The organism is Streptomyces sp. NPDC034049 (assembly GCF_055575575.1).
This window is the reverse complement of sequence record NZ_JBVISJ010000014.1, coordinates 43,695-58,771: the sequence shown is the minus strand read 5'-3', so window position 1 is coordinate 58,771 and position 15,077 is coordinate 43,695. Positions and strand designations below refer to the sequence as shown.

General features: G+C 70.9%; 13 protein-coding genes. 8 read left to right on the top strand and 5 right to left on the bottom strand.

Annotated elements, in window-relative coordinates:
- Positions 1–92 precede the first annotated feature (92 nt).
- The gene (locus ACZ52C_RS32210; protein ID WP_469078068.1) at positions 93–545 is read right to left on the bottom strand and encodes a hypothetical protein; all 453 of its coding nucleotides are present in this window, start codon (positions 543–545) and stop codon (positions 93–95) included.
- Here ACZ52C_RS32210 and ACZ52C_RS32205 point away from each other — a divergent pair.
- Entirely contained in the window at positions 523–1,179 is a 657-nt protein-coding gene (locus tag ACZ52C_RS32205; protein WP_469078067.1) for a hypothetical protein, read from the top strand. The genes ACZ52C_RS32210 and ACZ52C_RS32205 overlap by 23 nt on opposite strands.
- 66 nt (positions 1,180–1,245) lie before the next feature.
- On the opposite strand, the gene pdxR is transcribed toward ACZ52C_RS32205, so the two are convergent.
- On the bottom strand, positions 1,246–2,736 hold the full coding sequence (gene pdxR, locus ACZ52C_RS32200; RefSeq protein ID WP_469078066.1) for a MocR-like pyridoxine biosynthesis transcription factor PdxR: 1,491 nt from the start codon (positions 2,734–2,736) through the stop codon (positions 1,246–1,248).
- 28 nt (positions 2,737–2,764) lie between these two features.
- Here pdxR and ACZ52C_RS32195 point away from each other — a divergent pair, with 28 nt between their 5' ends.
- Positions 2,765–3,631: a methyltransferase domain-containing protein gene (locus tag ACZ52C_RS32195; protein WP_469078065.1), complete on the top strand. Its 867-nt coding sequence runs from the start codon at positions 2,765–2,767 to the stop codon at positions 3,629–3,631.
- A gap of 101 nt (positions 3,632–3,732) precedes the next feature.
- Here ACZ52C_RS32195 and ACZ52C_RS32190 read toward each other — a convergent pair whose 3' ends face one another.
- Positions 3,733–3,987, bottom strand: a complete 255-nt coding sequence (locus ACZ52C_RS32190) for a helix-turn-helix domain-containing protein (protein ID WP_469078064.1) — start codon at positions 3,985–3,987, stop codon at positions 3,733–3,735.
- Positions 3,988–4,664: 677 nt separating this feature from the next.
- Positions 4,665–5,438: a maleylpyruvate isomerase family mycothiol-dependent enzyme gene (locus ACZ52C_RS32185; RefSeq protein ID WP_469078063.1), complete on the bottom strand. Its 774-nt coding sequence runs from the start codon at positions 5,436–5,438 to the stop codon at positions 4,665–4,667.
- A gap of 294 nt (positions 5,439–5,732) precedes the next feature.
- Here ACZ52C_RS32185 and ACZ52C_RS32180 point away from each other — a divergent pair, with 294 nt between their 5' ends.
- Positions 5,733–7,493: a S8 family peptidase gene (locus tag ACZ52C_RS32180; RefSeq protein WP_469078062.1), complete on the top strand. Its 1,761-nt coding sequence runs from the start codon at positions 5,733–5,735 to the stop codon at positions 7,491–7,493.
- A 46-nt stretch (positions 7,494–7,539) separates the two neighbouring features.
- Positions 7,540–8,172, top strand: coding sequence for a hypothetical protein (locus ACZ52C_RS32175; RefSeq protein ID WP_469078061.1), 633 nt, complete (start codon positions 7,540–7,542; stop codon positions 8,170–8,172).
- 124 nt (positions 8,173–8,296) lie between these two features.
- Here the strand turns inward: ACZ52C_RS32175 and ACZ52C_RS32170 are convergent, their stop codons facing one another.
- Positions 8,297–9,715: an MATE family efflux transporter gene (locus tag ACZ52C_RS32170; protein WP_469078060.1), complete on the bottom strand. Its 1,419-nt coding sequence runs from the start codon at positions 9,713–9,715 to the stop codon at positions 8,297–8,299.
- A gap of 230 nt (positions 9,716–9,945) precedes the next feature.
- Between ACZ52C_RS32170 and ACZ52C_RS32165 the strand changes: the two genes are divergently transcribed.
- From ACZ52C_RS32165 to ACZ52C_RS32150, 4 genes are read left to right on the top strand one after another with little or no spacing between them, the layout of a single operon-like run.
- Complete coding sequence (locus ACZ52C_RS32165; protein ID WP_469078228.1) at positions 9,946–11,478, top strand: ABC transporter substrate-binding protein; 1,533 nt, start codon at positions 9,946–9,948, stop codon at positions 11,476–11,478.
- The gene (locus ACZ52C_RS32160) at positions 11,475–12,488 is read left to right on the top strand and encodes an ABC transporter permease (RefSeq protein ID WP_469078059.1); all 1,014 of its coding nucleotides are present in this window, start codon (positions 11,475–11,477) and stop codon (positions 12,486–12,488) included. Before ACZ52C_RS32165 ends, ACZ52C_RS32160 begins: the two co-directional genes overlap by 4 nt.
- Complete coding sequence (locus tag ACZ52C_RS32155) at positions 12,485–13,303, top strand: ABC transporter permease (RefSeq protein WP_469078058.1); 819 nt, start codon at positions 12,485–12,487, stop codon at positions 13,301–13,303. The genes ACZ52C_RS32160 and ACZ52C_RS32155 overlap by 4 nt, the downstream gene beginning before the upstream one ends.
- Positions 13,300–14,988: an ABC transporter ATP-binding protein gene (locus ACZ52C_RS32150; RefSeq protein ID WP_469078057.1), complete on the top strand. Its 1,689-nt coding sequence runs from the start codon at positions 13,300–13,302 to the stop codon at positions 14,986–14,988. Before ACZ52C_RS32155 ends, ACZ52C_RS32150 begins: the two co-directional genes overlap by 4 nt.
- The last annotated feature ends 89 nt before the right edge of the window (positions 14,989–15,077 follow it).

The window sequence follows — 15,077 nt, the reverse complement described above, 5'->3', positions numbered from 1 at the left end:
GCTTCCCGGCGGCGCTGGTCGACGCCCGGGGAGGGGTCGTACCGACCGCCGACGACCCCGCGGCGGCCGGACCCGGCTGGTCCTCCACGCAACTACTCGCTCGCCCGCGCGTCACCGCCCGCGCCCCGGCCGGGGCGGACGAGATCACCGTCCCCGCCGCGACCGGTCTGCGCACCGGCGACCGGATCCAGGTCGTGGCGGGCGGCCGCCCCGCCGTGCGCCATCGCGTCGCCGCGCTGGTCGACGCACCGGGCGCGGGTGTGTACTTCGCCGACGCCACCGCCGTACGCCTCGCGGGCCGCCACGGCGCGCACCGCTACGACCTGATCGGCCTGCGCACCGCGCCCGGAACCGGCGAGCGGGTCGCCGACGCGGTACGCGCCCGGCTGGCCGGTACCGGGCTGACCGTCCGCACCGGCGCGGACATCGGCGAGACCGTCGCGCCGGGCGTCGGCACGGCCCGCTCGCTGCTGATCCTGCTCGCCGGTTCGCTCGGCGGGATCGTGCTGCTGAAAGGATCTGATGGACCATCGCGAACTCTCCACCACACAGTCCTATTACCGCGTCAACCAGGAACGACGGCGCGAAACCGTCGACCGCGTCACCGCCCTGCAGTTCGACCGCCACGGCACCCGTGTCTGGCGCAAGGCCCAGGGCCTGCTCGACTCCGGGCACGTGCGACGGGCCATCGGCGAGGTCGCCACGGCCCATGGCATCTGCCTGGAGCCCCACAACGTCGCGGCCGGCGGACAGAGCTGCCCGCTCCGCTTCCGCTGTGTCGGCTGCGACCACTTCCGCACCGACGTCTCCTACCTTCCCGACCTGGAGCGATACCTCGATGACCTTCTCCGCGGCCGAGAACGGCTGATGTCAGCCTTCGACGCCGACGACTGGGCCCGCAGCGAAGCGGTGCCCTCCGAGGAGGAGGTCCGTCGGGTCCGCCGCCTGATCAGCCGGGTCAAGGCCGACCTCGACGGCCTCTCACCCGAGGAACACTCCCAGATCGAAGAAGCCGTCGCGGTGGTACGCCGCAGCCGCACCGTCATGCTCGGCATGCCGCGCATCGCCCAGCCCATCAACCTCGAACTGACCTCCGCATTGGAGGCGACCCGATCCGATCTCGATGCCGCGAGGGAGGCCAACCGGGACCTGACCAGAGCGCTGAACCAACGAGGCTGAGGCGGTCACCGACCCGGGTCGTCAGCACGCGAGGCGGTCCGGGTCTGTCGGGCGATCGGCCGCTCTTCAGAGCAGGTGCCGCAGGACGTCACCGAGGATTGCCACACCTTCGCTGATGACGGTGGGCGCGCTCGCTGCGTAGCCGAGGACCAGCCCGGGGCGTGGTGAGTGTTGGCTATGCCATGACAGTGGCTGCACCTTCACTCCCTGCGCAAGCGCGGCGGCAGCGAGGTCGGTGTCGGCGAACTCGGCGTCGAAGGAGATCATCAGGTGCAGCCCCGCTGCGGCGCCGTGTACCTCCGCATCCGGAAGGTGGGTTTTGATCGCATCGACCATGGTGTCCCGGCGACGGCGGTGGCGTGTGCGCAGGAGCCGCAACTGCCGCTCCATCTCACCTGATTCCATGAGCTGAGCGAGCACCAGCTGCGGCAGTGCGGCGTTGCCCAGGTCGGCGAACCGTTTGGCGGCCACCAGAGCATCCCGGTATTTCGGCGGTACAAGGACCCAGCCGATGCGCAGCGCGGGGGCGAGGAGCTTGGATACGCTCCCGGCGTAGCAGACGTGGTCGGGGAGTACGGATCGCAGGGCAGGGACCGGAGGCCGGTCGTAGCGGTGCTCGGCGTCGTAGTCGTCCTCAATGATCAGTCCGTCGTTTTCGGAGGCCCAGGACATCAGTTCACGACGCCGTGTCCCGCTGAGCACCACTCCGGTCGGGAACTGGTGCGCGGGAGTCAGTAAGACCGCTCGAGCGGCCACGTCGCGCAGGACGTCGACGCGCACGCCTTGGGAGTCGACCGGGACGGGCGGAGTGTCCAGCCGCTGATTGTGCAGGTGCTGGCGGGCCCCGAGTGATCCCGGGTCCTCCACGGCCACCGCGGAGATGCCGTGGTCACGCAGCACCTGTCCGAGCAGACTGAGTGTTTGGGCGGTGCCGGCGACGATGAGTATGTCGTTCGGATCCACCCTGATCGCGCGGTTGCGGGCAAGCCAGTTGGCGATGGCGTGACGCAACGCAGGTGTCCCGCGCGGGTCTCCGTACCCGAGGTCGGATGCCGAGAGGCTCGCCAGTGCGGAGCGTTCGGCGCGCAGCCAAGCGGATCGCGGAAACGCGGCAAGGTCGGGCGTGCCCGGTGACAGATCAATCCGGGCGGGTGTCGCTCGCATCGCGTCGAAGATGTCCGCGCCGGGTACGGCGGCGAACAACGCACCCGGCGGCGGCGAAGCCACCGGCCTGGCCTGGGGCGCTTCCGGCGGCGCGGCGGGAGCGGCGACGACGATCGTTCCGTTGCGCCCGTGTCCTGCCGCGTGCCCGTCTTCTATCAGTCGTTGGTATGCCTCCGTGACCACGCCGCGGGATACCCGCAGCTCGCCGGCCAGAACGCGGGTGGCCGGCAGCTTGCTCCCTATCGGCAGACGGCGATCCGCTATCGCGAGCCGAAGCTGCTGGGCCAGCCAGTCGGATCGCCTGCCCACCGGCGCATCGAGGATGTTCAGCTGCAGGAAATCAGACCCGGAGACTATGGACTGGTCAGTTGGGCATTGATTGGACCTGTTCATCGGACCATAGTCGCAGCAGAGTAGCCGTATGGATACAGCGACAACATCTCCTGAAGCGAGAGCGACGGCCGGCTACGTGCACGGGTACTCCGAACGCGAGGCGGCTCGGCTCGGCGACCAGGCGGACACTTTGGCGGCATTGGTGCATGCAGGCACGGCCTACCCGGCTGGCAGCCGGGTGTTGGAGATCGGCTGCGGCGTTGGCGCCCAGACGGTCCACCTGGCCCAAGCCAGCCCCGGGGCGCGCATCACCGCTGTCGACCACTCCGCTGATTCCCTTGCACAGGCCCGTGCCCGTGTCGCTGCCCAGGCGCCAGGGGCGGATGTGGAGTGGTGTCACGCTGATCTGGCAGATCTCCCTTTCTCCAACGCGGAGTTCGACCATGTCTTCGTCTGTTTCGTCCTGGAGCATCTGTCGGACCCCCGGCGAGCGCTGGCGGCACTGCGGCGCGTGCTGCGGTCCGACGGCACCATCACCGTGGTCGAAGGGGATCACGGTTCGGCGCTTTTCCATCCCGCCAGCGAGTACGCCCAAACTGTGATCGAATGCCAGGTCCAACTGCAGTCAGTCGTCGGCGGAAATGCCCTGATCGGCCGACAGTTGCAACCGCTGCTGGCCCGGGCCGGATACGACAACATCGTGGTCCGTCCTCGCACGGTCTACGCCGACCAGACCCGGCCCGCACTGGTCGACGGCTTTACCCGCAACACATTCATCGCCATGGTTGAATCCGTCCGGGATGAGGCACTGACCGCTGGGCTCACGACCGCGGCCCGATGGGATCGCGGGATCACGGACCTGCACCGCACCGCGCAGGCCGATGGAACCTTCCACTACACATTCTTCAAGGCTGTAGCCGTGAATCCGTCCAACGGCGGCACCGTGGGTCAATGACCGTCACCATCGCTCTCAGCGCTGGTGACACAGGGGTTGCACACGATGCTGTCGTCCACACTTGCGCCGAGCCGCACAAAGTGACTTCCACTCGCCTCGGGCTACACGATCACCCCCAGAGAAGACGGCGCACGCCCCCGGCGGACGCGATCAGGGCGATGTGAGCACCCACCCGGCACCGCCGGGGCTGCTACATGCGGCGGATTCTTCTGGGCGCGGTCCAGGCGCGGGGTTTGGGCGGCGAGCAGGGGGATCAGCTCATCGCGCCAGCGGCGGACGGTGGACTCGGACACGCTGTTGCCGCCGGCCAGGTCGACCAGGCGCTGGTCGTGACGCAGGACGGCCAGGACGATCACCGCGATCTTCCCGGGCGGCAGGATCCGCCACCTGGACCGTGTCGCCTTCAGGCGGCGCCGCAGCAGCTCAGCGAGGTGGTCGACGGTCCTCGTGGACAGCGGCAGACGGCACTGGAGACGAGCGGGCAGGTGTCCTCGGCGCGTTCTTCGGTTTTCGTCACACACCCCCAACTGCCTCTGGGAGCAACGTGGTTACGCCTGCGCGCCCTGCCCCAGTAACGGTGGCGTGTTCCATTGTTGGTCGGCGAAGAGCTGGAAGAGGTACAGACGGAAGAAGCCTGCCTGCCTGTATCGCCGCGGTACAGGTGCCGTAGTGACCGGTGATCGCGAATTCGGCGATCGGCGCGCGGATGGTGTTCTTGTGCCTGTCGGGAGCACTGGTCCTGTCCACGGCGCCCCTGTTGCCCGCATGCGCTTGCACGGGAAGCCGATCATTTATCGCGAGGGAGCCTGATCGGTTTCTCCATGCGTGCGGGAGAGTGCGGGACGACGAAGAGCCGACCGGCGGCGAACTCCGCTCGGGCTGGTCGAAGCGGGCTTCGACGTGGCCGACGCCTGGCGCTGCGCGTCGTGGAGCGCGGTGATGCTCCCGGCCTCGCCGGCCTCCCGAAGCGGCATGTCACGTTCTTGCCCAGGGACAAGCCGACGAGGCCGTCCGGCGCAGTCTGCTCGCCCGTCTACGGCGCCGTGAAGAGCATCGGGAAGCGCAGGCCCAGCCACGGCTTGCGGCCCCAGACGACGACCTTGGCCCGGGCCATGGCGGTGGGGGTGGTCCAGCGGCCCAGGGCGATGAGGAGGAAGGCGACGGGGTCGATGGCTATCGTGCAGTCGGGGCGCCGGGGTGGGGTGTCGGTGACCGTGGGCACACCGTCCGCGAAGGTGACGGCGAAGCGGTCGCGGCCGATCCGCATCAGATAGCACGCATGGTGGCCGGCCGCGCCGGCGTTCACCACACGCGGCATGGCCAGTCGCATGAACGGCAGCGTGAACGCGACCACTTCCCGGTCGACCATGTGCGGCCCGCGCAGGGCGACGGCGATGTCGTAACCGTGCCCGAGCAGGTGCGTGAGCAGGTATGAGCCCAGGGTGGCGATGTCCATCGGTCCCATCGGTGTCAGCACCGCCTCCTGCGGACCGCAGCGGGCCGCGGCCGCGACGAAGGCCCGGGCCCTGTCCGCGATCTCCGCGCCGAGGACCGCCGGGTCCCGCTGCGGGAAGACGGCCAGAGCCGCGCGGTTGGCCGCCGCGAGACCGCCCGGCGTCCCGTCGCCGTAGGGGCGGGCCTCGCCCGCCCCGATGTCCGCCATCAGCCTCCCCGCCAGCGCGAGGTGCGCCGCCGCCTCCCCCACCGTCCACTCCGCGCCCGGTAGCGGGGTCCGTGGATCGGCCCCCGCCTGCAGCAGCACCGCGATCCGGTCGGCAGTGGCGACAATGGCATCCTCGGGTGTCATGGGCACGATCGTTCCGACGTTCGGACGTCCTGTCCAGTGGTGCCGCGTCAGTCCCGCTCTCCGCCTGTACGTCGCACTGTCCAGCGCGTACTGAGCCCAGGCGGTTGCGTCGCTTTTCAGCCATGCCGCTCTAACGTCCCTGCACGGAAAGGTACTTCCGCGCAGGAGCATGCACCTGACATCTTGCATCCACCATTCGTTTCGTACGGCCCTGCCGGTGCCCTCAGCACGGCCGGGCCGTCTCCGGAGGACGCATTGATACCCCACATATCCAGCCGGTCCAGACGCACGCTGGTGCTGGCGACCACGCTCGGCGCCGCCCTCGTGTTCGGCACGCCGGGCGCACTCGCGGGCACGCTCCCCGTCGCCCCCTCGACCGCGCCGGCCGCCAAGGCCCACGCTCCGGCCACGATAACCGCTTCCCAGAGTGCGGACTGGGTGGCCGGCACGCGTGCCTACCTCGTGATCACCGCCCCCGGTGACAATGCAGCGGTCCGCTCGGCGATCGAGGCCAACGGCGGAACCGTCTTCTCCGACTTCGACGCCATCGGCGTGATCGTCGCCCACTCCGCGTCCAGCGGATTCGCCGCCGCGATGCGTGGCGTCGCCGGAGTGCAGCAGGTCGGCGCCACGCGCACCTCGGACGTCCCGGCCGACGCGTACAACCCGGCGCTCCCGGCCAATCCGTCCCAGTCCACGACTCCGGCCGGAGAGCCGGTCCGGGCCGACATGAGCCAGATCAAGGCCGACCAGGCCTGGGCCGTGAACCCGGGCTCCGCCTCGGTCAAGGTCGGCATCCTGGACACCGGTGTGGACGACCAGCACCAGGACCTGGCGCCCAACTTCAACGCGGCCGACTCGGTCTCCTGCGCCTACGGCAAGCCCGACACCCGGGCCGGCGCCTGGCGGGACGTGGACACGCACGGCACCCACGTGGCGGGCACCGTCGCCGCGGCCAAGAACGGCAAGGGCGTCGTCGGAGTGGCCCCCGGGGTGACGATCTCCGCGGTCCGGGTCGCCGAGCCGGGCAGCGCCTTCTTCTTCGCCGAGAACACCATCTGCGGCTTCGTCTGGGCCGGTGACCACGGCTTCAAGGTCACCAACAACAGCTACTACACGGACCCGTGGCAGTTCAACTGCCCGGACAACATCGACCAGGCCGCCATCATCGAGGGCGTCAAGCGCGCCCAGGAGTACGCCGAGAGCAAGGGCTCCCTCCAGATCGCCGCCGCGGGCAACGAGAACTACGACCTCGCCCACAAGACGACCGACTCCGCGAGCCCGAACGACTCGACGCCGGTCACCCGCACCATCACCAACGCCTGCCTCGACATCCCGACGGAGCTGCCGGGCGTGGTCACGGTCGCGGCCAACGGCACGGGCGTCACCAAGGCCTCGTTCTCCAACTTCGGGCAGGGCGTCATCGACGTCGCGGCTCCGGGCAGCAACGTGTACTCCACCGTCCCGGGCGGCGGCTACGGCAGCAAGAGCGGCACCTCGATGGCCACCCCGCACGTGGCCGGCGTGGCGGCGCTCATCGCCAGCGCCGACCCGGGCATCACCCCGGCGCAGATCCGCGCCAAGCTGGCCACCCAGGCCAATGACATCGCCTGCCCCTCGGACAGCCGCTGCACGGGTACGACGGCCAACAACGCGTTCTTCGGCGAGGGACAGGTCGACGCCCTCAAGGCCGTCGGGGCCACCCCGCCGCCCGGCAAGTACTTCGAGAACCTCGCGGACTTCGCCGTCAACGACAACGCGACCGTGGAGAGCCCGATCGCCGTCACCGGCGTGACGGGCAACGCCCCGGCCACCCTCAAGGTGGGTGTGGACATCAAGCACACCTACATCGGTGACCTGAAGGTCGACCTGGTGGCGCCGGACGGCACCGTCTACACCCTGCACAACCGCGCCGGCGGCAGCGCCGACAACATCGCCCAGACCTACACCGTGAACGCCTCCTCGGAGGTCGCGAACGGCACCTGGAAGCTGCGCGTCAACGACAACGCCGCCTCCGACACAGGCAAGATCGACGCCTGGAACCTGACCTTCTAGCGCAGGGCCCGGCAACGCCCGCGTAAGCACAGGGGCCTCGACGGCGGTGTCCGCCGCGGTCGGGGCCCACATCAGGAGCCCGGCACCGCCTGATCGCGGCGATCGTGTCGCCGGCCGGAGTGGTGATCTCTACGCTGGCGGGGTGACAGTGGTCTGGGTGACGGGCAATTCAGGGACCGGTAAGTCCACGGTCTGCGGGGTGTTGCGAGCGCGTGGCTATGTCGCGCTCGACGCCGACGAGGACGGCTTCAGCCGCTGGATCGACCGCGTCGAGGGCGAGGTCGTGCGGGAGCCTCCGTATCCGGTTCCCGAGGGCTGGCTCGATCGATATGGGTGGGTGATCGTCCGCGAGCGCGTGGAGGCCCTCGTCGAGGAGTCTCGTTCCGGTATCGCGTTCCTGTGCGGGTCGGCCGAGAACGAGGACGACGTCCTCGATCTCTTCGACGTCGTCGTGGGCCTGGTGATCAACGAGGACACCCTCCGCCACCGGCTCGCGACCCGCACGACGAACCCGTTCGGTCAACATCCCGAAGAGCTCGCGGCGGCACTGAAGTGGAATCCTCGGATGCGAGCGATCTACGAAAGCCGTGGCGCAACGATCGTCGACGCGTCCAAGCCGCTGCCCGAGGTGGTGGACCGCGTGATCGACGCAGTTCCGGAGCTGAGAGGCGGTGCGTAAGGCAGTCGTCGCGGCCTGCGCACCTCAGTCTTTGCCGGGGCCCCGCAGCATGAGGCCACTGACGTGCAGACGGTGCTCACCGCCGCCTGCCCCTCGCCCAGCCGATCTGCGTCGCGTACCCCGTTCAGGCCCGGGAAGGTGCGGGTTCCGGTGCGTGGGGGAGGCGGCCGATGCCCTGGTTGTAGCGGCGTAGCAGGAGCACGGCCGTGGTGGCGAGGCCGGTGAGGAGGCCGAGCCAGATGCCGAGGGTGTCGAGCCCGGTGGTGAGGCCGAGGAGGGCGGCGGCGGGGAGGCCGACGAGCCAGTAGCCGACGAGGGTGACGCGGAAACCGCCCTTGGTGTCGTCGAGGCCGCGCAGCAGACCGACCCCGATGTTCTGGGTGCAGTCGAAGAACTGCAAGACCGCGGCGACCAGAAGCAGTTGCGTGGCGATCTCGACCGCCCGGCCGTCACCGCTGTCGAGGAACGGTGCGAGGACGAGGCCCGGCAGGGTCACATAGACCACACCGACCACGGCCATGACAGCGGCAGCGCAGGCCAGGGCCGTGGTCTTCAGGCGCTGTGCGGCGGCCAGCTGGTGCAGTGCCAGCTCCCGGCTGACGCCGATGGACGCGGCGTGGGACAGGCCGACGGCTATCTGGAAGACGATGTAGACGAGCTGGTTGACGGCGGTGTGGGCGGCCAGGGCCGCCGTTCCGAAGCTGCCGGCGAAGAGGGCGACGACGAAGAAGAAGCCCGCCTCGGAGCCGTAGGTCGCCGCGATCGGCGTACCGAGGCCGGTGAGTCTGCGCAGGGTGGCGGGGCGGGTCTTCCAGACGGCGAGGGACAGCACGGGGGCGAGTCGGGTGTCACGCCGGGCGGAGACGTACAGGGCGAGGCAGGACAGTCCGTGGACCAGGCTGGTGGCCAGGCCGATGCCGGGCAGGCCCAGCTCGGGGAAGATCCACGTGCCGTGGATGAAGGCCCAGTTGAGACCCGCGTTGACGGCGATCGAGGCCAGGGTGATCCGCAGCAGGGCCTGGGGGCGGCGCATGCCGACGGTGAACTGGCGTATCGCCTGGAACCACAGGCAGGGGATCAGGCCGGGCGCCATCGTGTAGAGGACGGGCTTGGCCGCGTCGACCACGTCTGGGTCCTGGCCGAGCCAGATCACGGCGTGCCCGATGAGCACCATCAGGACCGCGCCCGCGACGCCCACCAGGGTCGACAGCAGCAGGCTCGCCCGGACGAGGTCACGGACCTTTTCCTGGGCGGCCGGGCCGTCGGTGCCGTTCTCGTCCTCGCCTGCGGACTCCGCCCGTGCGTCGGCCGCCGCGACCTGGTTGCCGACGGCGGTGACCATGCCGACCCCCATGGTGCGCAATTGGTTGAAGATCACCATGGCGAGGCCGCCCGCGGCCAGGGCCTCGGTACCGAGCAGGCCCATCATGACGGTGTCGGTGGTGGTCAGCGCGACCTGTGCGAGCTGGGTGAGGGCCAGCGGCACGGCCAGTGTTGCCAGGGCGCGGCTGTCGCCGAGGAGGCGGGCGAGGGCGGGCGGCATCGGTTCCGTTCCTGTGCGGGGGAGTGGGTGCGAAGGGAAAACTACCCCTGGACTTGGACCTGGTGGGGCCTGAGTGGGGCCCTGCGCGTAGAGGTAAGGCTGGGCTAAGTTTGATCTATGTCACACGCCCGGAGGCCTTGCCGCACAGATGCCGTACAGGATAGGTAAGGCTAAGCAAATCTAGCCAACTGCGGGAAAATGAGGAACAAGTGGAGCTGACGCGACGTCACATGCTCTGGGCCGGCGGCGTCATCGGCGCGGGTGCCCTGCTCACCGCCTGCGGTGGCAGCGACGACAAGCCGACCGCGTCCGCCACCGGTGGTTCGGCCAAGCCGGTCAAGGGCGGCACCCTGCGGGTCGGCGCGCTCGGCCGGGCCGGGGCCATCACCCGTGACCCCCACGGCAGTCAGGCCAACGAGAGCGACTACCTCATCATCAGCCTGATCTACGACACCCTCACCGTCCCCGGCACCAAGCCCAACACCGAGCCCCGCCTCGCCGCGAGCTGGAAGCCTTCCGCGGACCTCAAGACCTGGCGGTTCACCCTCGCCAAGGGCGCGAAGTTCCACGACGGTTCACCGGTCACCGCCGAGGACGTCGTCTTCTCCCTGAAGCGCCTGCGCGCCACCCCCTCGGGTGCCTCGCGCCTGCCCGGCATCCAGGAGAAGAACATCTCCGCCGAGGGCACCGACACCGTCGTCATCGTCTCCGACTACGCCAACGCCGAACTCCCGCTCCTGGTCCGCCTCACCACGTTCGTCATCCCCAAGGGCACCTCGGACAAGGACATGGCCAAGGCCCCCGGCACGGGCCCCTTCAAGCTGGACTGGTTCCGCGGCGGCAACGCCCGCCTCGTCCGCAACGAGGACTGGTACGGCGGCGACGTGCACCTCGACGCCATCGAGGTCAAGATCTTCGAGAGCCCGCAGGCCATGGCGAGCGCCCTGCTCGCGGGCCAGATCGACCTCGCCTCCAACGTCGGCGCCGTCGCCGCCCGTACGGCCGAGAGCCGCAAGGACATCCAGACCGTACGCCGCCCCAACGACATGGCGATGCCCCTCGTCATGCGCACCGCCGACGGTCCGTTCGCCGACCCGAAGGTCCGCGAGGCACTGCGCCTCGCCGTCGACCGCGAGGCCATGGTCAAGCAGGTCCTCTCCGGCTACGGCACCGTCGCCAACGACGTCCTCGGCACCGGCGACCCGGCCTACGACAAGAGCCTCCCGCAGCGCACCCGCGACCTCACCAAGGCCAAGCAACTGCTGGCGGAGGCGAAGTTCGACACCTCCAAGACCTACGAGCTGCACACCACCGAGGACATCTCCGGCCTCGCCGAATCGGCCACCCTCTTCGCCACCCAGGTCCGCGAGGCCGGCGTCAAGATCAAGGTCGTCAAGCAGGAGTCGGCCACCTTCTGGGACAAGACCTGGCTCAAGGGCGACCTCTACACCACCTACTGGGGCACCAACGACTCCGTCGTCTTCTTCGCCAGCAAGACCATGGTCTCCGAGAGCGGCACCAACGAGGCAGGCTGGAAGAACGAGGAGTTCGACGCGGCGTACGAGAAGGCCATCGGCACCCCGGCCGCGGCCGAGCGCACCCAACTGCTGAAGGAACTCCAGAAGATCGAGTACGACAGCTCCGGCTACCTCCTGTGGGGCATGGCCGACGGCATCGACCTCGCCGGACCCAAGGTCCACGGACTGCCCGAACTGCCCGGCTACGGCAGGGTCCAGCTCGAACGGGCGTGGCTGGCCCGTTGAGCCCTGACACGGCCGCACCGGCCGGGCCCCCTCCCACGGCGGAGGGGGCCCGGCCGACCCGCGCTCCCGTCCTCCTGCCACTCGCCCGCGTCGGCGCCGTCGTCCTGAGACGAGCGGTGCTGCTCGGGGTGCTGCTCGCGCTGGTGTTCCTCACCGTCGAGCTGCTCCCGGGGGACGCGGCGACCGCCACCTCCGAACGGGGCGAGAGCCCGTCCGACCTCCAGCGCCGGCGCGCACTTCTGGGCCTGGACCGGCCCGTCCTGGAGAGGTTCCGGGACTGGATGAGCGGCCTGCCCACGGGAGACCTGGGCACCTCGGCACGCGGCGAGAACGTGACCGACCTGCTGTCGACGGCGTTTCCGAACACCTTGCTGCTGGGCGGGCTCGCGCTGCTGCTGACCGCCGTACTCTCGCTCGCGCTCGGCTGCTGGGCCGCGCTCCGGCCCGGCGGGCGCGTGGACCGGGCGGTGTCCGGCACCGCCACGGCCGTCCTCGCACTGCCCGAGTTCGTGGTCGCCGTCGCCCTGGTCCTGGTGCTGTCGCTGTGGACGGGGTGGCTGCCCGCCGTCACCCTCGCCGACGCCGACGGAACCCCCGCCGACTGGACCATGCTGATCCTGCCCGCGCTCGCCCTGACCGTCCCCCAGGTCGGCTGGAACGTGCGCATCGTGCGCGCCGCGCTCGCCGACGAGGCCCGCGCCCCCCACGTGGAGACCGCCGTCCTGGACGGGCTGCCGCCCCACCGCGTCCTCACCCACCACGTCCTGCCCGGCGCCCTGCCCACCGTCACCGCCGGCCTCGCCACCTCGACCGGCATGCTCCTCGGCGGCGCCGTCGTCGTCGAGACCATCTTCAACTACCCCGGCATCGGCTCGGTCCTGGCCTCCGCGGTCACCGACCGGGACAGCCCCGTCATCGCCGGGGTGACGGCCCTCGCCGGCGCGGTCATCACCGGCGTACTGCTCCTGGCCGACCTGGTACGGGACCTGACGGCAGGAGTACGCCGATGAGCCCCCGCACGCGGGCGACCACCGCCCTGCGCGTGCTGCCCGCCCTGCTCCTGCTCTGCCTCGCCCTCGCCGGGCCCTGGCTCGCCCCGCACGCCATCGACGCCCCGGTCACCGCGCCGTACGCGGAACCCGGCGCGGACGCCGTACTCGGCGGCGACCAACTCGGCCGCGACGTACTCAGCAGACTGCTCGCCGGGGGCCGTGACCTGGTCCTCTCCTCCCTGCTCGTCGCGGTCCTCGTGACCGCCGGCGCGGCGGTGCTCGGCGCTGTCGGTGCCCTGCGGCCCCGCGTCGGACGCCTGGTGGAACAGATCGCCGACGTGCTGATGCTGCTGCCCGCCGTGCTCGGCATCCTCCTCGTCACCCTCTCCTGGCCGGACGGCGGCCGTTTCGCCGTGATCGCCGCCGCCGTGGCCCTCGGCGTGCCGTACGCGGTGCGACTCGCGGCCGGCGCCGCGGCACCGGTCGCCGCCTCCGGATACGTCGAGGCAGCGGCGGCGGGCGGCGAACGCCTGTGGTACCTGGTGCTGCGCGAGGTGCTGCCCAACCTTCGGGCCACCCTCCTCGCCCTGTTCGGCCTGCGCTTCGTCGCCGCCGTCTATCTCGTCGCCACGGCCGGCTTCCTCCAGGTCGGACCCCAACCTCCGGCTGCCGACTGGGCGTTGATGATCCGAGAGAACTCCTCCGGCATCCTGCTCAACCCCTGGGCCGTCGTCGCCCCCAGCGCCGCCATCGGTCTGCTCGCCCTCAGCGTCAACCTCGCGGCCGCCGCCCTCGCCCCGCAGACCGGCCGGAAGGCGGTGACCGTCCTGTGAGCCACACACCCGACCGGTACCGGATGGACGAGGACCCCTCGGCGTCCGCGGCCGACGACGATCCCTCGGCGTCTGCTGCCGACCCCGTGGCCCGGGTCACGGACCTCACCGTCTCGGCCCCCGACGGCAGGACCGTGCTCCAGGACGCCGCACTCACGCTCCGGCCGGGACGGCTGCTCGCCCTGACCGGTCCCTCGGGCTCGGGCAAGACCACGCTGCTGCGCGCGCTCACCGGCCTCCTGCCACCCGGCACCCGGCGCACCGCCGGGCGGGTCGAGGTCTTCGGCCATGACGTGTTCGCCCTGTCCGAGCGTGAGTTGCGCGCCCTGCGCCGCGAGCGGCTCGCCTACGTCGGACAGGACCCGGGTTCGGGGCTCAACCCCCGGATGCGCGTCCGTTCCCTGCTGCGCGAACTCTCCGGCGACCGAACCCCCGAGGCGGTGCGGGCCCTCCTCGCGGAGGTACGGCTCCCGGACGACGACGGCCGACTCGCCGCACGACGCCCCGCGGCCCTCTCCGGCGGACAGCAGCGCCGCGTGGCCCTCGCCCGCGCCCTGGCCCGCCGCCCCCGGATCCTCCTCCTGGACGAGCCGACCGCCGGACTGCACCCCGAACTCCGCGACGACATCGGCGAGTTGCTGCTCCACCTGGCTCGCGAGCACCAACTCGCCATCGCCCTCTCCTGCCACGACCGCGAACTCGTCGAGCGGATCGCGGACGAGGTGGTGGACCTGGCGGTGCGAGACTCGCGCCCCGTCAGGGGGGCGGGGAACTGCGCGACCAGCCCCCACGAAGCCGCACCCGCCGAAGCAACCGAACCCCGCGAGCTCTCAGGCGCAAGGGGGCCGAAGGGGCACAGCCCCTTGAAGACGGGACGGGCAGGGGCGACGGGGGCGGCAGGGGCGACCCCCTCCACCGCACCCGTACTGGCGGTGGACGACCTCCGCGTCACCTTCGGCCGCCGCCGCCGCTCCGCCGCCCCCGCCCTCGACGGCGTCGCCCTCCGCATCGCCCCCGGCGCCGCCACCGGCATCGTCGGCGCGTCAGGCTCCGGCAAGACCACGCTGGTCCGCGCCGTGGTGGGCCTGCTACCGATCACCGCCGGCACCGTCAGCCTCGACGGCGTCCCGCTGAGCACCGGCCTGCGGGGCCGCAGCCGCGAACAGCGCCGCCGGATCCAGCTGGTCACGCAGAACCCGCTGGGCGCGCTCAACCCCAGCCGAACGGTCGGCGCCGCGATCGGCAGGCCGATGCGGCTGCACCGCCGCTGCCCGACCGGCGAGGTACCCGCCCACGTGGCGGATCTCCTCGAACAGGTCGGCCTGCTCCCCTCGTACGCCGACCGCTATCCGCACGAACTCTCCGGTGGACAGCGCCAGCGCGTGGCCATCGCCCGGGCGCTCGCGGCCGACCCGGACGTCCTCATCTGCGACGAGGTCACCTCCGCGCTGGACTCCACCACCGCCGAGGCGATCATGGACCTGTTGGTCCGGCTGCGGCAGGAACGCGGCACGGCCCTGGTCCTCATCAGCCACGATCTGCCACTCATCGCCGACCGCACCGACACGGTCACCGTCCTCGACGCGGGCCGCGCGGTCGAATCCGGCCGCACGGCCGACATCTTCACCGCCCCCAGGCACTCCGCGACCAAGGCCCTGCTGCGCATGCCGGCCGGGACCGCGTGACGGGTTCGACCAAAAGCGGCGGCAACACCTGTACGGCGACGCCGGGGCCGCGGACGACGCCGGGGCCCCGGCGACGCGACGGGCGCGAG

Bases quoted from the DNA above. Each gene is read 5' to 3' on its own strand.
- ACZ52C_RS32205 (WP_469078067.1), top strand. From the start codon at position 523: ATGGACCATCGCGAACTCTCCACCACACAGTCCTATTACCGCGTCAAC.
- pdxR (WP_469078066.1), bottom strand. From the start codon at position 2,736: ATGAACAGGTCCAATCAATGCCCAACTGACCAGTCCATAGTCTCCGGG.
- ACZ52C_RS32195 (WP_469078065.1), top strand. From the start codon at position 2,765: ATGGATACAGCGACAACATCTCCTGAAGCGAGAGCGACGGCCGGCTAC.
- ACZ52C_RS32185 (WP_469078063.1), bottom strand. From the start codon at position 5,438: ATGACACCCGAGGATGCCATTGTCGCCACTGCCGACCGGATCGCGGTG.
- ACZ52C_RS32170 (WP_469078060.1), bottom strand. From the start codon at position 9,715: ATGCCGCCCGCCCTCGCCCGCCTCCTCGGCGACAGCCGCGCCCTGGCA.
- ACZ52C_RS32165 (WP_469078228.1), top strand. From the start codon at position 9,946: ATGCTCTGGGCCGGCGGCGTCATCGGCGCGGGTGCCCTGCTCACCGCC.
- ACZ52C_RS32155 (WP_469078058.1), top strand. From the start codon at position 12,485: ATGAGCCCCCGCACGCGGGCGACCACCGCCCTGCGCGTGCTGCCCGCC.